Source organism: Bhargavaea ginsengi, from assembly GCF_900109165.1.
GTDB lineage: Bacteria > Bacillota > Bacilli > Bacillales_A > Planococcaceae > Bhargavaea > Bhargavaea ginsengi.
In genome coordinates this window covers 942,736-964,593 of the sequence record NZ_FNZF01000001.1, presented here as the reverse complement: position 1 = coordinate 964,593, position 21,858 = coordinate 942,736, and the positions used below count along the sequence as shown (strand labels likewise).

The 21,858-nt window shown below is 55.4% G+C and carries 21 protein-coding genes; 17 read left to right on the top strand and 4 right to left on the bottom strand.

Annotation, left to right across the window (positions count from 1 at the left end):
• Positions 1-48 precede the first annotated feature (48 nt).
• Complete coding sequence (locus BMX91_RS04570; RefSeq protein WP_092050391.1) at positions 49-1,587, top strand: AbgT family transporter; 1,539 nt, start codon at positions 49-51, stop codon at positions 1,585-1,587.
• 163 nt (positions 1,588-1,750) lie between these two features.
• Here BMX91_RS04570 and BMX91_RS04565 read toward each other — a convergent pair whose 3' ends face one another.
• Positions 1,751-2,482, bottom strand: a complete 732-nt coding sequence (locus BMX91_RS04565) for an IclR family transcriptional regulator (RefSeq protein WP_092050389.1) — start codon at positions 2,480-2,482, stop codon at positions 1,751-1,753.
• 200 nt (positions 2,483-2,682) lie between these two features.
• Between BMX91_RS04565 and BMX91_RS04560 the strand changes: the two genes are divergently transcribed.
• From BMX91_RS04560 to BMX91_RS04535, 6 genes are all read left to right on the top strand, one after another.
• Entirely contained in the window at positions 2,683-3,558 is an 876-nt protein-coding gene (locus BMX91_RS04560) for a dimethylarginine dimethylaminohydrolase family protein (protein WP_092050386.1), read from the top strand.
• A 44-nt stretch (positions 3,559-3,602) separates the two neighbouring features.
• Complete coding sequence (locus BMX91_RS04555; RefSeq protein ID WP_092050797.1) at positions 3,603-5,243, top strand: M20/M25/M40 family metallo-hydrolase; 1,641 nt, start codon at positions 3,603-3,605, stop codon at positions 5,241-5,243.
• 13 nt (positions 5,244-5,256) lie between these two features.
• Positions 5,257-6,024 (top strand): dimethylarginine dimethylaminohydrolase family protein, encoded by a 768-nt coding sequence (locus tag BMX91_RS04550; protein WP_092050383.1) that lies wholly within the window; start codon positions 5,257-5,259, stop codon positions 6,022-6,024.
• Between the two features lie 169 nt (positions 6,025-6,193).
• Positions 6,194-7,609: an amino acid permease gene (locus BMX91_RS04545; protein WP_092050381.1), complete on the top strand. Its 1,416-nt coding sequence runs from the start codon at positions 6,194-6,196 to the stop codon at positions 7,607-7,609.
• Positions 7,610-7,827: 218 nt separating this feature from the next.
• Positions 7,828-8,067 (top strand): hypothetical protein, encoded by a 240-nt coding sequence (locus BMX91_RS15705; protein WP_092050379.1) that lies wholly within the window; start codon positions 7,828-7,830, stop codon positions 8,065-8,067.
• Positions 8,001-8,795, top strand: coding sequence for a nuclease-related domain-containing protein (locus BMX91_RS04535; protein ID WP_245744246.1), 795 nt, complete (start codon positions 8,001-8,003; stop codon positions 8,793-8,795). The genes BMX91_RS15705 and BMX91_RS04535 overlap by 67 nt, the downstream gene beginning before the upstream one ends.
• Before the next feature lie 169 nt (positions 8,796-8,964).
• On the opposite strand, the gene BMX91_RS04530 is transcribed toward BMX91_RS04535, so the two are convergent.
• Both BMX91_RS04530 and BMX91_RS04525 read right to left on the bottom strand, forming a co-directional pair.
• Positions 8,965-9,300, bottom strand: a complete 336-nt coding sequence (locus tag BMX91_RS04530; RefSeq protein ID WP_092050375.1) for a zinc ribbon domain-containing protein YjdM — start codon at positions 9,298-9,300, stop codon at positions 8,965-8,967.
• Positions 9,301-9,429: 129 nt separating this feature from the next.
• On the bottom strand, positions 9,430-10,164 hold the full coding sequence (locus BMX91_RS04525) for an MBL fold metallo-hydrolase (protein WP_092050373.1): 735 nt from the start codon (positions 10,162-10,164) through the stop codon (positions 9,430-9,432).
• A 187-nt stretch (positions 10,165-10,351) separates the two neighbouring features.
• Between BMX91_RS04525 and BMX91_RS04520 the strand changes: the two genes are divergently transcribed.
• From BMX91_RS04520 to BMX91_RS04485, 8 genes are all read left to right on the top strand, one after another.
• A complete protein-coding gene (locus BMX91_RS04520) occupies positions 10,352-11,044 on the top strand; it encodes a response regulator transcription factor (protein ID WP_092050371.1) in 693 nt (230 codons plus the stop codon).
• Positions 11,041-12,387: a sensor histidine kinase gene (locus BMX91_RS04515; RefSeq protein WP_092050369.1), complete on the top strand. Its 1,347-nt coding sequence runs from the start codon at positions 11,041-11,043 to the stop codon at positions 12,385-12,387. Before BMX91_RS04520 ends, BMX91_RS04515 begins: the two co-directional genes overlap by 4 nt.
• A 68-nt stretch (positions 12,388-12,455) precedes the next feature.
• The gene (locus BMX91_RS04510; protein ID WP_092050367.1) at positions 12,456-13,190 is read left to right on the top strand and encodes a PepSY domain-containing protein; all 735 of its coding nucleotides are present in this window, start codon (positions 12,456-12,458) and stop codon (positions 13,188-13,190) included.
• A gap of 63 nt (positions 13,191-13,253) precedes the next feature.
• Positions 13,254-13,598 (top strand): DUF6176 family protein, encoded by a 345-nt coding sequence (locus tag BMX91_RS04505; RefSeq protein WP_092050365.1) that lies wholly within the window; start codon positions 13,254-13,256, stop codon positions 13,596-13,598.
• 90 nt (positions 13,599-13,688) lie between these two features.
• Entirely contained in the window at positions 13,689-14,195 is a 507-nt protein-coding gene (locus tag BMX91_RS04500) for a PepSY domain-containing protein (protein ID WP_092050363.1), read from the top strand.
• A gap of 93 nt (positions 14,196-14,288) precedes the next feature.
• Entirely contained in the window at positions 14,289-14,891 is a 603-nt protein-coding gene (locus tag BMX91_RS04495; protein WP_092050362.1) for a PepSY domain-containing protein, read from the top strand.
• Between the two features lie 399 nt (positions 14,892-15,290).
• Positions 15,291-15,974 carry a response regulator transcription factor gene (locus BMX91_RS04490; protein ID WP_092050360.1) on the top strand — a complete coding sequence of 228 codons (684 nt, stop codon included), beginning with the start codon at positions 15,291-15,293 and terminating at the stop codon, positions 15,972-15,974.
• 167 nt (positions 15,975-16,141) lie between these two features.
• Entirely contained in the window at positions 16,142-17,167 is a 1,026-nt protein-coding gene (locus BMX91_RS04485; RefSeq protein WP_092050358.1) for a sensor histidine kinase, read from the top strand.
• Between the two features lie 6 nt (positions 17,168-17,173).
• Here BMX91_RS04485 and yyaC read toward each other — a convergent pair whose 3' ends face one another.
• Entirely contained in the window at positions 17,174-17,770 is a 597-nt protein-coding gene (gene yyaC / locus BMX91_RS04480; RefSeq protein ID WP_092050356.1) for a spore protease YyaC, read from the bottom strand.
• Positions 17,771-17,904: 134 nt separating this feature from the next.
• On the opposite strand from yyaC, the gene BMX91_RS04475 reads away from it, so the two are divergent.
• Together BMX91_RS04475 and BMX91_RS04470 are read left to right on the top strand one after the other, a co-directional pair.
• Positions 17,905-19,020, top strand: coding sequence for an AbrB family transcriptional regulator (locus BMX91_RS04475; protein ID WP_092050354.1), 1,116 nt, complete (start codon positions 17,905-17,907; stop codon positions 19,018-19,020).
• 227 nt (positions 19,021-19,247) lie between these two features.
• Complete coding sequence (locus BMX91_RS04470) at positions 19,248-21,746, top strand: NEW3 domain-containing protein (protein ID WP_092050351.1); 2,499 nt, start codon at positions 19,248-19,250, stop codon at positions 21,744-21,746.
• Positions 21,747-21,858: the final 112 nt, after the last annotated feature.

The following is a 21,858-nucleotide window of genomic DNA, read 5'->3' as shown; positions in this document are numbered from 1 at the left end:
AACGCTAAATTGACGGAATATTATTTGTCATCTAAGAAAGGAGATAACATGGAAACGACCAAGAAAAAAGGGTTCGTCCAGAAATTCCTAGATACGATCGAAACGGTCGGGAACAAGCTGCCCCATCCGGTCACGCTATTTGCCGGGCTGGCGCTTCTCGTACTCGTCCTTTCCGCAATCGTCTCGTCCTTCGGCATCTCGGTAGAACACCCGGGTAAAGAAGGGGAAATCATCGAGGTCAAGAACCTCCTCAATAAAGAGGGAATCCATTACATATTCACGAGCATGACCGATAACTTCATCGGCTTTGCGCCGCTTGGCGTCGTGCTCCTCACAATGCTCGGCATCGGGGTCGCGGAACATTCCGGCCTCATCTCTGCACTTCTGCGCGGCTTCGTCATGTCGGTGCCAAAGCGCCTTATCACGCTCGGCCTCGTATTCGCAGGGGTTATGTCGTCCGTCGCATCCGATGCGGGCTATGTCGTCCTGCCTCCGCTCGGTGCGGTCATCTTCGCCGCGCTCGGCCGGCACCCGCTAGCGGGTCTCGCTGCCGCTTTCGCCGGCGTATCCGGCGGATTCAGTGCGAACCTGCTCCTGTCGGGAACGGACGCGCTCCTCGGTGAGCTGACGATCCTTGGCGCTGCGATCATCGACCCGGCATATGCTGATGGCATGAACATCGCCATGAACTACTACTTCATCATCATCTCCGTATTTGTTCTGACATTCGTCGGTGCATGGATCACGGAGAAAATCGTCGAGCCGCGTCTCGGCGAATACAAGGGTGAGTTCCGTGAAAGCATGGACAAGCTCACGGCTGTTGAGAAAAAGGGCCTCGTCTGGGCAACGGTCTCCGTCGTTGTCGCATCGGCTCTAATGGCATTGCTTGTCCTGATCCCGGGCGCTCCGCTCCGCGGCGATGAGGCGGACATGCCGATTATCCGCTCGCCGTTCATGAGCTCGCTCGTGCCGATCATCGCGATCCTGTTCTTTATCCCAGGGCTGGTCTACGGAATGGTCACAAAAGCGATCCGGAATGACAAAGACGTCGCCGAAATGATGGGCAAGACGATGGCATCGATGGGGATGTTCATTGTCCTCAGCTTCACCGCCGCACAGTTCGTCGCCTACTTCTCCGAATCGAATATGGGCCTTGTCCTCGGCGTGTACGGTGCAGAGTTTCTGCAGAGCATCAACCTGACAGGCATTCCGCTCGTCCTGCTCTTCATTCTGATCGCCGCGTTCATTAACCTGTTCATCGGTTCCGCTTCCGCGAAGTGGGCCATGATGGCACCGATCTTCGTGCCGATCATGATGCAGCTTGGCTACTCGCCTGAGCTCACACAGATGGCGTACCGCATTGCGGACTCCTCGACGAACATCATCTCGCCGCTCATGACGTACTTCGCGATCATCATCGCGTTCGCACAGAAATACGATAAGAAAATGGGGATCGGGACACTCGTTTCCACGATGTTCCCTTACTCCATGGCGTTCCTGTTAGTCTGGTCGGCTGTCCTCATTATCTGGATGCTTCTCGGCCTCCCGCTCGGACCGGACGCACCGATCTACTACAACGCAAACTGATGCTGAAAACCCCCTCGCTTTGGCGAAGGGGGTTTTTGTGTGGGGTGAGACGGGTTTCGCCTGAGTTTGAAGATTAGTGGCGTGAGTTTGAAGATTAGGTGCCCAAGCTTGAAGATTAGGCTCCCGAGTTTGAAGATTAGCTCCCTCCCCGCTTTCCCGATCCTCAGCCGGCCCCCAGATTCCTTGAAATACGGGCACCGGTTTCTTTTACTTTCTCCGACAGGTAAGCGAGCCGCTCTTCGGTCAGGTCATAGCTGATGAAGCCGATTGAGACGGCGCCGACGAGGGTGCCGAGCCCATCCCTGACAGCGACGGCAACTGAAGAGGTGCCGGGTGTGCGTTCACCGTGGCTTTCGGCATATCCGGCCTGCCGGATGGCCGCAAGCCCGGCATGGAAAGCCTGCTGCTCGTCGCGGGGGACGAGTTGGCCGATGATTTCCGCAGCTTCTCCAGGCGGCATATCCGCGAGCATGGCCTTGTTGGCAGCCCCGATATGGAGCGGGATCCGGATGCCGAGCGGGTCATTGATCCGGATCGGATTGTCATCACTGTCAATGCGCTCCATCACAATCGCCTCATGGCCCGATGGCCGGCTCAGATACACGCTTTCCTTTACCTCGCGGGAGAGACGCTCGAGTTCTGGCCGGATCTTGGTGATGTAATCCATCGAGTCATACAGGCGGAGACCGTATTCCAGCCAAACCGGGCCGAGCCGGTACAGTTTGGTCTGTGGGTCCTGCTCAACCATCCGCTGCTTTTCCATCCCTTTCAGGATCCGGTGCATCGTGCCGAGCGCGAGTCCGCTTTTCTTGGAAAGGTCCGAGATCGACATTCCCCCATTTTCCGCCTCCGATAATAGTCCCGTAATACTCATTGCCCGTTCCAGTGCCTGCATTGCAACTTCTCCTTTGATTGTGAACCGATTCTAACGTGTTATGTATGCCAGTTGACTTCTCTTTGTATAGAAGAAAGATATTCCTGAAATGAAGGTTCAAAATATATTGACAGTATAGCACGAATTGACTATATTAATCGTAACAACTTTCCGTTTAATGAAAATACTTTCCGTACAACGGAAAAAGGAGCTTGATCAATATGGTTTATCTGTCATCCATGCATGAGCCGCTCCGACGTGTGATCGTCAAGCGGCCTCAGGAAGCATTCAAAAGCCAAAAGCATCTTGATGAAAACTGGAAGCGCTTTAACTATGCCGAGGTTCCTGAATACGAGGAAGCGCTCCGGGAGTATGAGGCGTTCCTCGATATCCTGAAAGAGCATGTCGAAGAGATCGACTTTCTTCCGGAGGCAGAGGAGACGGGACTCGACTCGCTTTATGCGCACGATCCGGTCAAGTTTACACCGGCGGGAGCCATCATCCTGAAATCAGGCAAGGCCCTCCGGCAGCCGGAGGCGCAGGTCTATAAGAAGTTTCTCGAAGAAAAAGGCATTCCGGTCATTGGTGAACTGGAAGGGGATGCGGTCTCCGACGGTGGAGACATCGTCTGGCTCGACAACCGGACGATTGCGGTCGGCAGGGGTTACCGGACAAATGATGAAGCGATTAGACAGCTCCGCGAAATCACTGCCCCATTTATTGATGAATTCATCGAAGTGCAGCTGCCGCATGACCGCGGGGAGGCGGAGTGCCTCCATCTGATGTCGTTCCTGAGCATCGTCGACAAGGATCTGGCCGTCGTCCATTCCCCGCTCATGCCGGTATTCCTTCGTCAGCGCCTCATTGAAAATGGGGTCCGGCTGGTCGAAGTGCCTCAGGACGAGTATGAGAATCTCGGTTGCAACGTCCTCGCGTTGGCACCGCGCAAAGTGGTCATTCCGGCGGGCAATCCCGTGACGAAAGCGGACCTCGAGGAAGCCGGTGCAACCGTGTATGAATACAAAGGCGATGAAATCTCTTATAAAGGAACCGGCGGGCCGACTTGCCTGACCTGCCCGGTGGTGAGAACTACATGACTCTGGCATACGAACAAAAACAGATGAACAAGGGGGAACAGCCGATGGGACGCCGATGGAGCACACCTGAAGCACGCCGCGCGCTTCTCTGTGAATTGGTCAGCTGGGACAGCCGGACGCTGACGGAAGGAGAGCGGCTGTTTGCGCAGCGGCTCGAGACGAAACTCCGCGAAATGCCTCACTTCCAGCAGCATCCGGAACGGGTCGCTCTTCACGATGCGGGCCTTGGCCGCCAGACGGTGACGGCACTTTACAAGCATCCTTATGCGACGGATACGATCGTGCTGATCAGCCATTTTGACACGGTCCAGACCGAGGAATACGGAGCCCTTCAGGCGCTTTCGACTTTGCCGGAGGAACTGACGGCAAAGCTCCACGACGTCAAGGACACGCTCCACGCGGAAGCGCGCGCCGACCTGGAGTCGGGTGAGTACCTGTTCGGCAGAGGCACGATGGACATGAAGGCGGGCCTAACCGCCCATCTTTCGCTGCTCGAGCAGGCGATCGACGAAGATTGGCCGGTCAACCTTCTTCTCCTGACCGTACCGGATGAGGAAGTGAACTCCGCAGGGATGCGGGCCGCGGTGGGTGTCATGCTTGAAATCGCCGAGAAGGAAGGGCTCACATTCAGCCTGTTCCTGAACGGGGAGCCGTCCTTCACGCAGGAACCGGGCGACACAAAGGAGTATATCTACTCCGGAACGATCGGCAAGATCATGCCGGCTGCCCTGTTCTATGGAAAGGAAACCCACGTCGGGGAACCGCTACAGGGCCTGACTGCAAACTATATCGCTTCCTATATGACGCAGCAGATGGAGTTCAGCGACCTGTTCGAGGAGAGCGTGTATGGTGAGAAGACACCGCTCCCGGTTTCGCTGTACCAGCGGGACCTGAAGGACCAGTACTCCACCCAGACACCGTACCGCGCGGCCGCGCTCTATAATGTCTTCCTCTTCAAGCGCACGGCGGCGGACGTCATGGAGACATTCGAAAAGGTTGCCGGTGAAGCGGCATCCGCGTGCAACTCGGCCTATAGGGAACTGTGCCGCCGCCACGGCGTAAGCGGCGTCGGTGACGTGAAGGTGTACCGCTACGAGCAGATCCTGACTCATGCGGAAGACAAACTTGGCGAGGAAGAGGTCCGTAAGCTGAAGGAAAAAGCAATAGCCCTGGCCGGTCCGGACGAGCGGGCGCAGAGCTTCGCCGTCGCCGACCGGCTCATGATCGAATGCCAGGAACTGTCACCGGCAATTGTCCTTCTATACGCGCCGCCATACTACCCGGCGGTCAATTCCACAGAGGACCAGCTGATCCGGGATGCGGTCTCGCTCATGCAGGACACCGCACGAACGCTCGGCACCGAACTGGAGCAGGTTCACTACTTCAACGGCATCTGTGACCTGAGCTATGTGAACTACCGTGACGGCAGTGCAGGCTGGACCGCCTACGAACGCAACACCCCGGTCTGGGGGGACACGTACAGCATCCCGTTTGAAGACATGCGGAAACTGAACGCTTCCGTACTGAACGTCGGACCGCTGGGCCGTGACGCCCATCAGCGCACAGAGCGCCTCCACACCGACAGTGCCTTCCGCCGGCTGCCGATCATGCTGGAGACGCTGATCCGCAAGCTGTTTATTGAAAGAAGTGAACATGCCGCAACCCAATACAACCACTCATCCTGAAAGGAAGATCTCCATGTCCCGATTCCAGAACGTCATCGTCAAAGCGCCCGCCAGAAGCTATGTGGACGGGCTGACAACCTCCGACCTCGGCAAGCCGGACTATGAGAAGGTCGTCGAACAGCACAAAGCCTACGTCGAAGCGCTGAAAAGCTGCGATGTCGAAGCAACCGAACTTCAGGCAGACGAGCAGTACCCGGACTCCGTATTCGTCGAGGACCCTGCTGTCCTGACACCGGAATTCGCCGTGATCGCCAATCCGGGCGCGGAATCCCGAAATGGGGAAAAGGAAGCGATCGAAGAGGCCCTGAAGAAATTCTACGACAAGTTCTACCGTATCGAAGCACCCGGTTATCTCGACGGCGGCGATGTGCTCCAGGCAGACGAGCACTTTTACATCGGCCTGTCCGAGCGCACCAATGAAGAAGGCGCCCGCCAGCTCAAAGAGATTCTTGAAAAAGAAGGATACAAGGCGGACATCCTGCCGCTCAAGGAATTCTTCCACCTGAAGACGGGGATTGCCTACCTCGGCAACAACAACATGGTCGTCGCCGGAGAGTTCATTGACCACCCGGCCTTTGCGGATTACAACCGGATCGTCATCAGCAAGGAAGACGAGTACTCCGCCAACTGCATCAAGGTCAACGACACCGTCATCATCCCGTCCGGCTACCCGGAAACGAAGCGCAAGATCGAAGAAGCCGGTTACCGGACCCTGGAGCTCGACATGAGCGAAGTCCAAAAGCAGGACGGGGGACTCAGCTGTCTGTCGCTGAGGTTTTGATTAAGAGAAATGGGGAGGAACCGACCGCCGTCGCGCGACCGGGTCCTCCCATTTCCGATAGTGATAGTGACTGAAAATTGCCACCATTAGCCATTGCTGTAAGCGGATTCACAACAAAACAGGCGGTTTCCGGCTGAAGGGTTACGGAACCGCCGGACAGGGGGAAATGATGAACGATCCACAAACGCTGCTGCCTCCACAGGAACTGAACCGCTCCATGAAGAGCCGGCACTTGCTGATGCTGAGCCTGGGCGGTGTCATTGGGACGGGGCTGTTCCTGAACGCCGGATATACGATCAACCAGGCCGGTCCGGGAGGCGCCATTCTCGGTTATCTCGTCGGAGGGCTCATCCTGTACATGGTCATGACCTGCCTCGGAGAACTGGCGACCCATATGCCGGTCACCGGATCCTTTCAGACGTACGCCACAAAATTTATCAGTCCTTCCGCCGGGTTCTCGCTTGGCTGGATGTACTTCGTCGGATCAGCCGCGACCGCGGGCGTCGAGTTTACCGCAGCCGGGATTCTCATGCAGCACTGGTACCCGGATGTGCCGGTCTGGATCTGGTGCGCAGTCTTCATGCTGCTTCTGTTCGGGCTGAATGCACTGTCGACACGGGGCTTCGCGGAGGCGGAGTTCTGGTTCGCCGGCATTAAGGTGCTGGCGGTCATCGCGTTTATCATCATCGGCGCGCTAGCCATCTTCGGAGCGGTGCCGCTCGCCGACCGGCCGACACCGGGGCTGTCCAACCTTGCGCCGACCGGCCTGTTCCCGGCGGGGATCGCCATCGTCTTTGTAACGATGATGAACGTCATCTTCTCCTATCAGGGCTCGGAGCTGGTCGGGGTGGCTGCCGGAGAAACGGAAAACCCGGAAAAGAACATCCCGCGTGCAATCCGCACGATCCTCGTCCGGATCATCCTGTTCTACATCGCATCCATCGTCATTTTGTCTTCCATCTTCCCGGCGTCCGAACTCGGCTTGCTTGAAAGCCCGTTCGTCACGCTCATGACGATCGCCGGCGTGCCGTTCGCCGCGGACATCATGAACTTCATCATCCTGACGGCAATCCTGTCTGTCGGCAACTCGTGCCTCTATGCATCGACGCGCCTGCTCTGGTCGATGTCAGGCGAAGGCATGGCGCCAGGCGTGTTCCGCAAGCTGACCAAGCGCAAAGTCCCGCTGAACGCGCTGCTCTTCACGATGGTCTTCTCGCTCCTGTCGCTTTTGACCAGTTTCATGGAAGCCGACGCCGTCTTTGTCCTGCTGATGTCGATCGCCGGCATCTCCGTCACGATCTCCTGGATGGGCATCGCCGCCAGCCAGTTCATGTTCCGCAGAAAGTATGTGCGGGATGGCGGCCGCATCGAGGACCTGAAATTCAAGGCGCCGCTCTATCCGTTCCTGCCACTGTTCTGCATCGCCTTCTGCCTGCTCATCCTCGGATTCCTGTTCGTCGATCCGACCCAGCGCATCGGCCTGATTTACGGCGTCGGCTTCTTCATCGCCTGCATGGTGTTCTTCAAGGTGAAGGAAATGCGCGGGAAGAAAGTGTTGCCCGACCCGCCGGCGGCTGCGGAGTGAGGGCGTGGGTGTACTAATCTTCAAACTCAGGCGGGTAATCTTCAAACTCAAGACACTAATCTTCAAACCCGTCTAATAACGCTCGTATGAATGCCCCGCCAGCCGGGGCATTTTTCAATTTTGACATGCAATAATGCTTCAAAATCCAAAGATGCCAAGTTGTCTTCCGGCTTGTTCCCCGATATGTTATGGTTCGGAAAAAGGAAGGGGAGGATCCGTTGGGGAACGAATCGATGTCGGTCCTTAAAGGGAATGCGCATGAACGGCTGCTTGTCCGTGTTGGCAGCCGTCACCGATCTTACACAGATATTCAGGGGAAAATGAATTCCATCAAAGCGGGAATAGCGGGAGAAGAAAAGGTCCTGAACTACATCCGGCGACTGAAAGTCCCGTGGCCCATTCTTTGGATGTCAATTTGGAAGTCACGCCCGGGCAATACGTTCAGATCGATGTCCTGATCCTCCTGCCCTCGGGAGCGGTTATTTATGAAGCCAAGAATATGGCTGGAAGACTCCGGTTTGAGGAACACCCCAAGAGGCTGGACAAGGTAGATGAACATGGAAGCATCACTGATCGCTACGACTGCCCCATGCTGCAGTTGCAGGACGAAATCGCCAACCTGCAGGTCTGGTTTCATCTGCACGGTATACCGTTCGGGGCAGATGGCGCTGTCATCATGACGGGAAGTGCGATCATCGAGAAACCTCCAGCCAATGGACGCATCTTCAGCCTCCGTGAAATCCGTGGACACCTTGCCGAAAAAGAGAAGAAGACGGGAATGACCGTCCAGGAACTCCGTCAACTTGCCGACTACATCCGCCGCCATAACAGGCCCTATATCGCCTTCCCGCTGATCGGACGGTTTGGCATTTCTGCCGAAGAGGTTGAGTGGGGGCCGCTCTGTGAAACTTGTAATAGCCGGCTCGGAAGAAAAAGTGAACGGGTCTGGTTGTGCCCGGCCTGCAAATGGAAAACTGCCGACCCCTTCACCCGCACATTGCAAGACTGGTTCACCCTAAGGAGCGGGACGATTGTGAACAGACAGGTCCGGGAGCTGTTCGGCATGAAAAGCCCGGGAGCCGCCTCCCGTCTGCTTCAGTTCTATCCACTGAACAAAGACGGCGACGGGCGGTCGACCTGTTATGCCTGGGACTATACCACGCCCCTGACGCGCCGGCAGGAATGAGGAAAGGGGGTTCGCCGCGGCGAACCCCCTTTCTATTTCGAGTGAGTTTGAAATAAAACGGTCTGAGTTTGAAGAATAGGCGTCCGAGTTTGAAGATTAGGGCCTTCCTTCATCACCTGTGGTGTGCGAAAAATGGCCCCGTATTCCATAGCGGAATACGGGACCATGATTAGGCCTTTTTCACAAATTCAGATTTTAGTTGCATGGCACCAAATCCATCGATTTTGCAATCAATATTGTGATCACCATCAACGATGCGAATCCCTTTTACTTTCGTACCGATTTTGAGGACTGAGGAACTGCCCTTCACTTTTAAATCTTTGATGACGGTCACCGTATCTCCATCTTTCAAAACATTGCCGTGGACGTCTTTTACAACGTTTTCCTCACTTTTTTCACCATCTTCATGTGTCCACTCGTTTCCACATTCAGGACATACGAATACATTGCGGTCCTCGTAAGTATACTCCGATTGGCATTTGGGGCAATTCGGCAAAACAGCCATGATCGTTTATCCTCCTTCAGATAAATGTCTGCAGCACCAACTACAACATTCTATATGATTATCCAGAAATGGCAAATTAGCACCACAAAGAACAGGGTTCCGCCATCCCCGACGGAACCCTGTTCTCATTCATACCTCTATCACTTCTCCAGCTTCCGCCAGCCTCGCACTCCCGCCGAACGCTTCCTGAGCAGCCGACAAGATCAGCTGCACGTCGCCTTCCTGCGGCAGGTGGGTCAGAAGCAGCCGCTTCGCACCGGCGAGCCGCGCCAGCTCACCGGCCTCGCTTCCCGCCATATGCCCAGGCGACTTGCCCTTATATTCCTCATACAGATTCGCCTCGCTCACAAGCAAATCGGCGCCCGACGCGAATTCTGCGAGCGGCTCGTGGAACTCCGTGTCTGCGGTGAATACGACCGCCTTGCCGTCGACCTCAAACCGTGCCGCCAGGCAGTACACCGGATGCACCGTCTCGGCGAACGTCACCGAAAACGGCCCGATTTCGTACGTCTCACCCGGTGCCACCGCATGCCCCCCGGCAACTTCCTTATACGTCAGCTTCCCGAAGCCGTCCGCATCCCGGTCATGCGCGTAAAACGGCAGCTTCCGGAGCGGCCGCCCCGTGTAGTACGCAATCAGATGATGATACTGCAGGCTCCCGATATCCGCCACATGATCCGCATGATAATGGCTGATCACAACTGCATCAATCTCATCAAGCCTGATGTACCGCTGCACCTGCGCCAGCACCCCGCTCCCGCAGTCGAACAGCACCCGGAACCCTTCATGCTCGATCAGAAACGATGACGTCGCCGACTCCGCCTTCGGATAACCACCCCAGATCCCGACAGGAATCACCTTCATCCAAAACCCCTCCTCTGAAAAACTCATTACCAACAGTGTACCACCGGCACGGACGGTGAACCCTTTTGGGAAGAAAAGCCGTGCGCCGCACGCCCTTTGCATCCTGCAGGCTTTGAGCCCTTCCGCCCTTGACGCCGAAATCCATCCCAATCATAGTTATAGGTAGAAAGAGAAGGAGGCAGACGCCATGGCAGAACGGATCCTGATTGTGGAGGACGAGGAGAACATCGCGCGGGTGCTGCAGCTGGAGCTGGAGTTTGAGGGCTACGAGGCAGGCGTGGCGCACGCAGGGGACGAGGGGCTGATCAAGTTCCGCGATGGCGGATGGGATCTCGTGCTGCTCGATCTGATGCTTCCGGGGCTCTCCGGGCTGGATGTACTGCGCCGCATCAGGGCGAGTGATACGGCTGTTCCGGTCATCCTCCTCACGGCGAAGAGTGATGTGGAAGACAAAGTGGCGGGGCTGGATCTCGGAGCGAACGATTACGTCACGAAGCCGTTTGAGATCGAGGAGCTTCTGGCGCGCATCCGTGCGACGCTGCGCGTGGCGCAGGCAATCACCGGACCCAAGGAAGAAAGGCCGGAGCACATCCATTCGTTCGCCGGGCTCACGATCAATGAAGAAACGCGCGACGTGACCCGTGACGGGCGTTCCATCGACCTGACCCCGAGGGAGTATGACCTGCTGCTGTATCTCCTCAAGAACCCGAACCGCGTGTTCGAACGTGACCAGCTTCTGGATGCGGTATGGGGGTTTGACTACTACGGCGACACAAATGTCGTGGATGTGTATGTCCGTTATGTGCGGAAGAAGATCGGAGACGGGCTCATCCACACGGTCCGCGGGGTCGGCTATGTGCTGAAGGAAGCACCAAAATGAAATTAAGGACGAGGATTCACGTATTTACGACGCTCCTCATGTTCCTGATCCTAGCCGGGCTCAGCATCGGCATCTACTTCCTGTTCGAGAAGATGACGTACGAACGACAAGCGGACCAGCTGATGGCGAGGGGCGAGGAGCTGACCGCGGCGCTGCAGGAAACCGCTGCGGAAGATAAAAACATGGTCATAAGGGCTTACATGCCGCCGGACGGCTCGCTGCTGATTGTTGGGTCAAACGGACAGGTGATTGATGAAGTGGAGAGCGACAGGCGGCTGCGCGGTTTCCCGGCTGAACCCGATGGCAGCGGCCCGTATACGATCACCAATGTAAAAGGTGTGCCTGCCGTAACGGTGGCCATGCCGTTCATCAGCACGGGCGGAGAAGTGGCCGAGCTCCGCATCACCCAGCTTGCTGACGACATCGCGAACGAACTTTCCACACTCAGACTGATCCTTATCGGCCTTACCGCCGCCGCGATGATTCCCGTCATTGCCTCGAGTGTCGCGCTCGGCCGCATCGTCACCCGGCCGATCAATGTGCTAACAGGCACGATGCGCGAGAACCGGGAAAAGGGGGCCTACGAGAAGATCGACGAGGGCCGTGGCCGTGACGAACTGCACGAAATGACCCTTGCCTACAACGACATGATGGACCAGCTGGGCCGGAACTACGAAAAGCAGGAACGATTCGTGTCTGATGCCTCGCACGAACTGAAGACGCCGATAACCGTCATCGAAAGCTACGCACGTTTGCTGAAGCGTCGCGGGTTCGATGACCGGAATGTCGCGGATGAAGCCGTCGGGGCCATTTTGTCGCAGGCGGTCCGCATGAAAGACCTGACGGCACAGCTCCTGGACCTCGCACGATCTGACCGGGCTGCAGCCTACTCCTTTAAACAGGCAGACATCCGGAAGATTGCAGAAGAAACAGTCCAGCCGATGCGCCAGGCATACGGCCGGGAATTTTCGATCGAAGGGCCGGAAGAACTCCTGGCCGTTACCGATCCGGACAAGCTCCGGCAGCTGCTGTTCATCCTCTTGGATAACGCACGAAAGTATAGCGACGGAGCAGTCCGGCTTATATTGGAAGAAAGCGGCGGCCGCGTCGAACTCGCCGTTGCTGACCACGGGCCGGGCATTCCGGAAACGGATCTTCCGCATCTCTTCGACCGCTTTTACCGCGTCAACAGCGACCGGAACCGCAAAACCGGTGGCACTGGGCTCGGCCTCGCGCTGGGCAAGGAAATCTCAGACGGCCTTGGGGCGGATATCAGTGTGGAGAGCGTCGTCGGTATCGGAACGGTATTCAGGGTGGGCTTGCCGAAAGAGCGCCAAGAATAAGTGGAGCATTCTCAGCGTTTTTTAATTTTCACCCTCTATAATGGGAAGAAAGGAGGGGGTCGTTCAGCATGGATAACCGAAAATGGCTATGGCTCGCGGCAATCGGAGCGGCAGCATTGATTGTGGTCGTGGTGTCTGTCATGGCGCTCCGCGGCGGCGAGGCGATGGCGGCAGATGATGTCGAGCAGAAGCTTCTGAATATGTACGGCGGCGAGGTGCAGGAGATCGTGCAGGACGGCGACCTCTACCGCGTCACGCTGGAACGTATCGACGGGGTCTTTGAGGCGGTCGTCGACAGCGACGGCGGCGCCATCATCTCGATGGAAAAGACGGGAAGCGTCGATCCGATTCCGGAAGACGACATGAAAGCGAAGATCGCTGAACAATACGGCGCAGAGCCGTCGGCGATCGCGCTGAAGGATAACGTCTACAGCGCAACGGTCGAAGAAGAAACCCGCACGACCGAAGCAGAGTACGACGCCGTCACAGGGGAGCAGATCAAAGAATCTGTGACAGAAAAAGAGCCTGCCGCACCACCGGCAAAGGAAGAGACACCGCCGGCGCAGGAAGAAACACCGCCGGCACAGGAAGCACCGAAACCATCCGTCCGGCTCACCCCGGGCGAAGCGGCGAATATCGCCCTCAAGGAGGTTGCGGGCGACCTGGACGATGACATCGATTTCGAAGAAACCCAGGACGGCGGCTATTACATCGTCCAGGTCGAAACCGTGGATGACCGGGAAGCCGACATCCAGATCCATGCCATCACCGGAAAAATTCTGACTGTGTCTTGGGACGATTAATAATTGAACCATTCAGGGCCGGGAGATACCCGGCCTTTCTTACATAGAAAGGGGGAAGCGAACATGAATGTGGAGCTGACACGTTTCCGGGTAAAGTCCGGCATGTCTGAAAAGGTGGATGAATGGCTGACGTTTCTGAAAGAACATATGGAAGATGTACTTGTCACACTCGAGGGCGAGAAAATGCATGTGGAGACCATTTTTCGCGAAGTGCTGGACGGGGAAGAATATTTATATTGGTATTCCATTCAAGGTGAGGGCGGCCAAGAAGTTGAAGAATCGGACCACTGGATCGACAAAAAGCACCTAGCGTATTGGGGTGCGTGCATCGACCCGGATTTCCGCCCGGTCGACCTGAAGACGGAAGTGGTGATGGTTCCCGAAAAAATCCGCCGTGCCATGGTTTGACTAATTCTCATCGTTTTCTAATCGTTCTTTCAAAGTTGTTTCATTCCCGGAAGGTAACCTGTAGGTAACGAAGCCAAGGAGGAGAGCGGGTTGAAGAAACGATGGATGGTTGCGCCGATTGCATCAGGGATTCTGGCTATTGGAGGATTGGCAGCTGTGGCCTACGGCGAACAGGGGAAACTCATCCCGGTGGATCCGGTTACGCTGGAGCCGGTCGAAGCGGCGGAGCAACCGGCTGCTTCCGATCAAACCAGTGCAGAGAACGATCGGGAATATGCTCCGGTTGCTTCTGAGGAAGCACCTGCACAGATTCCTGCCGCTGCTGAGCCGGTCACTTCCCCGGAAACCGGCCACCAACCAGTTGTCCATGCCAAGGCGGAACGGCCAACCGAATCCCGAGCCCTGATTTCCCGCGACGAAGCGGTCCAAATTGCCATCAGCCAAACGGGTCCATCGGCTAGGGTCACCGAAGTCGAACTGGACAATGACGACGGCCGCATCATCTACGAGGTTGAGCTCGAGGGCGGACCTTATGAATACGAGCTGGAAATCAACGCGGTGACGGGAGACATCCTGGACTTTGAAAAAGATGATTAATTCAACTCTCATCAAACTCTAATCTTTCCCTCAGAGCCGTTTAATCCGGCAGGGATATGATAAAGACAACAAGAAAACGAGGAGGAACACAACATGAAAAAACGTTGGTTTATTGCACCGGTCGCAGCAGGGGTTCTGGCATTTGGAGGCATGGCCGCATTCGCGGAAGACACAGGGAAGCTCGCGCCGATCGAAACGGCGGAGGCAAAAGTGAAGCAGGTCACATCCGGCTGGATCTCGGCGGATCAAGCCACAACAATCGCACTTGAAGCGGCAGGCGGCGGGGAAGTCCGGGAAATGGAACTGGACCGTGACGATCGTGAATACGAATTCGAAATCTGGGGCGAATCCGGTGAAGTGGATGTCAAGGTCGATGCGAAATCCGGCGATGTGCTGAAGGCTGAGCATGACGACCAGGATGATGACCGCGACGATCGGGATGACCATGACCATGACCATGACCATGACGATGACGACCGCCAGGCTGCACCGGACAACCTGATTTCCCAGGAAGAAGCAATCCAGATCGCGAAAGGCAAAGCCGGATCGGCAGCCAAAGTCATTGAAGCGGAACTCGACGAAGATGACGGCCGCTGGCACTATGAGCTGGAACTGCGGGACGGCCGCCACGAGTATGAAGTGGACATCGACGCAGAAAACGGCAATGTCATCAACTTTGAAAAAGACGAAGACTAATTATGTATGAAAGACCGCTGCCGAATTGGGCAGCGGTCTTTTGGCGCGCAATAAAAAAGGATCCGCCAGACAACTTGGCGGATCAAAGACCTGCATTCTCTAAAAGGGGGAAATAGAGAAGTGGGGCTGGTCATAGGTTACCCGGTCCATCGGATTTTAATCCTTAAGAAAGAAAAATCTTAACTTTTTCGTCCCATCGGGGAGAGAAGCGGTTCCGCACGTCTTCCCACAAAAAAATGCCCGCCGACATCGCCGGCGGGCCAGGACCTGCATTCTCTAAAAGGGGGAAATAGAGAAGTGGGGTTGCTCATATGGTACCCGCCTCACAGAGAGTTATTCATGTTTTGCTGAAAAAAATTGGAGTTTTCCGGTAAACTGGTGGTGAAGGGGGTCTGCGTGATGGAGTTTACGGTGTTTTTGGTGGAGGATGACGAAGCGATTCTCCGGTCACTGTCCGAAAAGCTGGGGCAGTGGGGACTTAAAGTCACGGGGCCGGAAGGTTTTCATGAGGTGATGGAGGCCTTCCGGGCTGCCGGTCCCCATCTGGTGATTCTCGATATCGGGCTGCCGGCATATGACGGATACCACTGGTGCCGCGAAATCCGCGCAGAGTCAAACGTACCTATCGTTTTTTTGTCATCGCGCGACCACCCGATGGACCAGGTGATGGCGATGTCGATGGGGGCAGACGACTTTATCCAGAAGCCGTTCAATTCCGATGTTCTGCTGGCGAAACTCCAGGCGATCCTGCGGCGCACGTATGCCTATACCGACGAAAAACCGGATATTGTTGAGTGGAACGGAGCGGTGCTAGATCTGAAGCGCGGGGTGATCCGCTCGGGGGGCACAGACGTAGAACTGACAAAAAACGAATTCTTCATCCTCGCCGTCCTTGTCGAGTCGCGCAACGAAATCGTGACTCGAGACGAGCTGATCCGCAAGCTCTGGGACGACGAGCGGTTCGTAAACGACAACACGCTCACGGTGAACATTAACCGGTTGCGAAACAAGCTCGAGGAAATCAGAATCGGGGATAAGATTGTGACAAAGAAGGGCATGGGATATATGGCGGTGGAGGAATAGGGTGTGCGGACAGCGGACGCAGTCGAATCGGTTTCGTCATTCATCACCTGCCGTTAAACGAATGACGAAACTTTTCGGTCCAATGACGAGATTGGATGGACGAATGACGAAATTAAAGAAGATTGGTGAACCCAATCCGGAATATCAAAAAAGGAGGCAAGCCCGGCATGTTCATTCCCTACCTGAAATCCCGTCTCCCATGGATCCTGTTTTTCCTCGCATCACTTCTCCTCGCTGATCTCATCATTGCCCTCGACGACGGAATCGAAATCGAGGCGGCGTCCGTCCTTTACATGAACCTCCTGCTTATTGCAGCATTCGTCCTGTTCATCACCTGGCGCTGGCGGCGCGAGACGGTGTTTCTGCGGGAAGCTTCCCGTCTGGCAGACGAACCGCTCCGGGAGTGGGAGGAGCTGTTGCCGGAGCGGTCGTCGGCGCTTGAACAAACGACGGCAGGACTTCTCACCGCGGCCTCCCGGGCGCACCGGGAGGAGTTGGCAAAGCTTGCCGATGCGCAATATCTGGAAGCAGATTATCTGGCGGCCTGGGTGCATGAGGCGAAGGCGCCGCTGACGGCGATGAAGCTGATCCTGGACGAACACCGGGCGGACCCCGCGATGCGGCGGCTTCAGACTGAGTGGCTGCGCCTCCATCTTCTGATCGACCGGCAACTGTACATCTCAAGAATGCCGACGCTCGCGGCTGATTTCCTGCCCGAGTCGGCGAGCGTGCGCTCGCTCATCGCGCCCGAAATCCGTGAACTCGCCGCCTGGTGCATGGAAAAGGACGTGGCGGTTGAGTTGGAAGGAGCCGGCCTCTCCGTCCGGACCGATGTAAAATGGGCCCGCTTCATCATCCGTCAGGTACTGACGAATGCCGTGAAATACAGCCCGGCCGGCGCTGCAATCACCATTACCGCCGACCGTTCTCCTGATGGGAATGTCCGGGTGCAGATTAAAGACGAAGGTCCTGGCATCCCGCCCCAGGACCTGCCGCGGATTTTCGAAAAGGGCTTCACCGGCGGCACAGGCCGGATCCATAATGCCGCGACAGGGCTCGGCCTTTATCTTGCCGACACAGTCGCCGCGAGGCTCGGCATCCGGCTTTCAGCCGATTCCAAACAAGGGCAGGGCACCGTTCTGACGCTGACTTTCCCGAAGGACAATGAATTCGACCGAATCATGGGAGGCTAGGATTCCTTATGTTTTTTCAGAGCCGGCCAGCCGGACCGAGTCCAAGATGACACCTGAAGTAATTCTGGCAAGCCGGAGAACCGTGTCCAATCGGGTGCTGTTCAGCGAATCGGCAGGGAAATGCGGATCGAGATGGTTCACAACGCCCTTGAAATGACAAACGCCCACGCCCGGAAGCGGATTTCGGATGGCGAAGCCGGGAATAAGGGGCCCCTCATTAAAGAGGATGGAGCCGATCCGGTCGGCACTGCCCAGGCAGGCATCGACGCTGACAATGAGCGGTTCCGTTGTCCGGCTTCGTATCTCGCTGAGTGTCTCACTTATATTCAGGGCGTGAACGGGCTTTTCAATAGTTCCATAGACAGGATAGGGACATCCGTGTTCCTTCAGCTGAGACCCGACAAATGGCCCGTAAGAATCTCCGGTCGAGCGGTCAGAACCGATACATAGAAACACGATATCGCCCGGGTGCGATTGGTACATCCCGGCAAGCTCCTTTGTGATATCGCACAGCACGCCGTCATCTGGAGATCCGGTGGCGTAGCAGTATGAAAACTTGGGGTCGCATGTTTCGACCGTTTTTCTTCTGACAAAAGGAAACATCGGCAGGCCTCCTTTCCGTGATGCTTTCCTGTTTCGACGGAGGAGAGGCAAACCCTCTATTTGGAAGGCCGGACAAGCAGATCCGGCCTTCATGCTACAATGGATCATAGAAAAGCATCAGAAAGAAGTGCAGGATGATGAAGTCACCAGAGAAAAAGAAAGTCTTTCCATTTATACAAGCGTTGCTGTGTGGCCTCGCAGGCGGAGCCGTGTTTGCCTGGATCGGCCTGCCGCTTGCCTGGATGCTCGGACCGCTGACGGCCGTAATTATCTGGAATCTGTTCGTCAAAAGGGAATTATACTGGCCGAAAAGCTTTAAAAATGGAGGACAGATGCTGCTCGGCTACGGCATGGGTCTGGCATTTACGGCGGAAAGTGCAAAGCAGATTGCCGGCCAGTTGCCGACAATGACCATTTCTACCATTCTGATGATCGCGGGCGGTCTCGGCATCGCCATCATCGCTTCAAAGCTTGCCGGCATGAATACTCCGACCGCAGTGATGGGAACAACGCCAGGCGGCCTTTCTCAAATGACGATGCTGAGCGAAGAGATCCGGGGAGCAGACCCGGCCGTAGTCACCTTCATGCAGACCGTCCGGATGCTCACCGTCACCTTTATGGTACCCATGCTGTCCACATACGCGTTTTCGGATGGAACGGTATCCGCAACGGGCCTTCAGTCATCCGGAGCAGCCGTGCAGGCAGGTGCCCCGGGCTTGCTTCATATCGCGGCAACCATAGTCATCGTCACCATCGTCACGCTGTGCGCCTTAAGATTCCGGTTTCCCACACCCTGGATACTCGGCCCTCTGATCGCGGCTGCCATCCTGACGGTGAGCGGCTTTGCGCCGCCGCACCTTCCGCCTATCCTGACAATCATCGCGCAGCTGTTCCTTGGAGTTTATCTGGGGCTCAGCATCCGGCCGGGCATGCTGAAAAGCTGGAAAACGCTGTTGCCGTTTTCCTTGCTGACCGGGTTGCTCATGGTCGGCTTCGCCCTGTTTCTGGCCTGGATGATGCACCAGATCCACCCGATGTCTTTGGCAACAGCATTCCTCTGTGTTGCGCCTGGCGGCCTGCCGGAAATGGGCGTGACCGCGCAGGAAATCGATGCGGACGTCTCTCTGGTCGCAGCGTACCAGCTGTTCCGAGTGCTGTTTATCCTGTTTATCGTGCCGGTCATGCTGAGGCTGGTGTTTGGCAGGCATGACGCGGTGGACACCTATAAACCTTCAATGACAACAAAGTAAAAGCGGTGCTTGTGCATCGCTTTTTTAATTCCTACTTTTTACCCCAGTCGTTATACACGGTATACGTTAATGAAATAGGCGAAAAGTTAGATTAAAAATATTCTGACTATATGTATACTTGCAGTTAATAAAAGGAAGTTTGTGCGGCATTGTTAGTTAGTAAGTTTTACTAACTAATGTGTGTATGCGCTTTCTTTTAAATTCGACTCATGAAAGGGGTTAGAAGTTTGAAGAGGTTATGGTACGGTGTGCTTTCCATCTTGCTGGTGCTGTCCATCCTGCCGCAGGCCGTCTTAGGAGACAGCCGGGAGCAACCTGACGTGGATCTGTGGAACGCTGTGAAGCCACTGGATACGACGGTCACGTTCCTGAATACGGGTGCCCATCCGGATGATGAACGCAGTGACTTCCTCGCTTATTTGTCGAGGGGGCTGGGTGTGAAGACAGCCAGCATGATTGCCAACCGCGGAGAGGGCGGGCAGAATGCAATCGGGAATGAACTGGGGAACGGTCTCGGCATCATCCGCTCCAACGAGATGATTGAAGCGGCAAAAGTCAATGGCGTAAAAGCATATCACCTTAGCGACACGACCTCGGACGCCATCTATGATTTCGGCTTCTCGAAATCTCCGGAAGAAACTCTGGAGAAATGGGGAGAGGAAGTGACCTATTCCCGCCTCATCGAATTTATCCGTACGTATCAGCCGGATGTGGTGATGCCGTCCTTCCTGGATGTGGATAGCCAACATGGTCACCACCGGGCGATCAATGTCCTGTCGGTAAAAGCATTCGAGGATGCGGCCGATCCGACGGTCTTTCCTGAACAGATCGAGAACGGACTGGAGCCTTGGCAGATCAAAAAGCTCTACCTGCCGGTTTCCCAAGATGAAGCGACTGTGTCCATCGAGATCGGTGACTACGATCCGATTTACGGGATGAGCTACCCGCAGCTTGGTGAAGCGTCTCGCTATCTTCATAAGAGCCAGGGAATGGGCCGGGATATTCCCGTTGAGCCGCGCCAGGTTCATCTGAAGCTTGCAGAATCTGCGGTACAGGAGAATTCGGACGATCTGTTCGACGGTATTCCTTATGACTTCAATGCATGGGCAGATGAAATTTCAAACCAAGGGCTCAGCGAATCTCTCCGTTCCCTTCAGCAGAACCTGGACCGGATCGTTGAACTTTACCCAAATCGCGGAGCCATCCTTCCAGAATCCCAGAAGGCACTGAGGGATGTAAGGAAATTGTCCGGAAAGGTGGCCTCCTCAAAGCTGGATCAGGCTACCAAAAATGATCTTCTCCATAAACTGAATCTGAAAGAGGAACAACTCGTTGAAGTAAGCCGGGTGGCTTCCGAGCTGACGGTAGACATTACAATTGATTCTTATGTGCTGACCCAGGGTGAGCAGGCGAAAGTGGAAGTGACAGTCACTAATGAAGGGAACCGAAAACTTCATCACGTTGAAGCGGAATTGCTGACTCCTGAGGACTGGGAGCATGAAAAAGCCGTAAAGATCAAGCATCTGAAACCTGGTGAATCCAAGGCTGCCGGTTTCACCGTAACTGTTCCGGAGGATGCGGAATACTTTGAGCCTTATGCGGAAGCTGCTATCCAAGCACAGATTTCATTTAAAGAGAAGGGCGTGGACACTGCATTTGTCAGTGACCTCGATAACACGGTCAGTGTCCTGCCAGAACTGGGCGTAACGCCTGATCCGGTCAATATCACGGTGAACACGGCTGATGTGCAGGAAAAGATTCCGGTCAGCGTGAAAGTGAAGAATTACGATGACGCTACTCAGAAAGCTGAAGTTTCACTGAACCTGCCTGAAGGTTGGAGCAGTGAGCCGGAATCGGCAGAGGTGAATCTGGTAGAGCGTTTTGAAGAAAAAAGCGTTTCTTTTGATCTGATTCCGCCTTCCGAGGTGGAGGAAGGCGAGTTCACAATTGAGGCCATTGCCGAGGCAAATGGCAAGACCTACAATACAACTGTCCAGGAGATCAAATACGAACATATCAATGACTCTTATTACCTGTACCCATCCTCCATCAACGGCGTTGCATTTGAACTTCTTAAGCCGGAGAACCTGAAGGTCGGATACATTGACAGCGGTTTTGATACGATCGCTGATTCGTTCATCAATGCCGGCTTTGACATCACCAAGCTGACTCCGGAAGATCTTGCATCGGCTGATCTGTCTCAGTACGACACGATCGTGTCAGGCATCCGGGCGACTCTCGGCAGGGAAGACCTGCTTGCAAACAATGACCGAATCAAGGAGTATGTCCGGAGCGGCGGGCATTTCGTCATGCAGTATGTGACGGCTTCCGATCCATGGGATGCAGAGCTGACAGCCCCTTATCGCCTGAAAATCGGAACACCGTCCATCCGCTGGCGCGTGACCGACGAGAATGCGCAGGTGACGGTGACCCAGCCGGACCATCCGCTGTTCAACTATCCGAACAACATTACAGACAGTGACTGGGACAACTGGGTACAGGAGCGCGGCCTGTATTTCCCGATGGATTGGGATGAGCGCTTCGAGACATTCGTGTCGATGGCAGACCCGGGAGAAGATCCGTTCACAAGCGGAATCCTTATGGCTGAATACGGAGAAGGGACCTATCTGTATACGAACCTCGTATTCTACAGGCAGATCGGTGCCCAGGTTCCGGGCGGTTACCGGATTTTCGCAAACCTGCTCAGCTACGGGGCCGATCAATAATATAGGTGGATCAATCATAGACTGCAGAGACTTGCAGTCTATGATTTTTTAGAAAGAAAAGTAAAAAAAGTTTATGAAAGCGGTTTACATTTTAAATATCATTGTTTACAAT

Coding starts and splice junctions, on each gene's coding strand:
- BMX91_RS04570 (WP_092050391.1), top strand. CDS start 49: ATGGAAACGACCAAGAAAAAAGGGTTCGTCCAGAAATTCCTAGATACG.
- BMX91_RS04565 (WP_092050389.1), bottom strand. CDS start 2,482: ATGCAGGCACTGGAACGGGCAATGAGTATTACGGGACTATTATCGGAG.
- BMX91_RS04560 (WP_092050386.1), top strand. CDS start 2,683: ATGGTTTATCTGTCATCCATGCATGAGCCGCTCCGACGTGTGATCGTC.
- BMX91_RS04555 (WP_092050797.1), top strand. CDS start 3,603: ATGGGACGCCGATGGAGCACACCTGAAGCACGCCGCGCGCTTCTCTGT.
- BMX91_RS04550 (WP_092050383.1), top strand. CDS start 5,257: ATGTCCCGATTCCAGAACGTCATCGTCAAAGCGCCCGCCAGAAGCTAT.
- BMX91_RS04545 (WP_092050381.1), top strand. CDS start 6,194: ATGAACGATCCACAAACGCTGCTGCCTCCACAGGAACTGAACCGCTCC.
- BMX91_RS04530 (WP_092050375.1), bottom strand. CDS start 9,300: ATGGCTGTTTTGCCGAATTGCCCCAAATGCCAATCGGAGTATACTTAC.
- BMX91_RS04525 (WP_092050373.1), bottom strand. CDS start 10,164: ATGAAGGTGATTCCTGTCGGGATCTGGGGTGGTTATCCGAAGGCGGAG.
- BMX91_RS04520 (WP_092050371.1), top strand. CDS start 10,352: ATGGCAGAACGGATCCTGATTGTGGAGGACGAGGAGAACATCGCGCGG.
- BMX91_RS04515 (WP_092050369.1), top strand. CDS start 11,041: ATGAAATTAAGGACGAGGATTCACGTATTTACGACGCTCCTCATGTTC.
- BMX91_RS04510 (WP_092050367.1), top strand. CDS start 12,456: ATGGATAACCGAAAATGGCTATGGCTCGCGGCAATCGGAGCGGCAGCA.
- BMX91_RS04505 (WP_092050365.1), top strand. CDS start 13,254: ATGAATGTGGAGCTGACACGTTTCCGGGTAAAGTCCGGCATGTCTGAA.
- BMX91_RS04495 (WP_092050362.1), top strand. CDS start 14,289: ATGAAAAAACGTTGGTTTATTGCACCGGTCGCAGCAGGGGTTCTGGCA.
- BMX91_RS04490 (WP_092050360.1), top strand. CDS start 15,291: ATGGAGTTTACGGTGTTTTTGGTGGAGGATGACGAAGCGATTCTCCGG.
- BMX91_RS04485 (WP_092050358.1), top strand. CDS start 16,142: ATGTTCATTCCCTACCTGAAATCCCGTCTCCCATGGATCCTGTTTTTC.
- yyaC (WP_092050356.1), bottom strand. CDS start 17,770: ATGTTTCCTTTTGTCAGAAGAAAAACGGTCGAAACATGCGACCCCAAG.
- BMX91_RS04475 (WP_092050354.1), top strand. CDS start 17,905: ATGATGAAGTCACCAGAGAAAAAGAAAGTCTTTCCATTTATACAAGCG.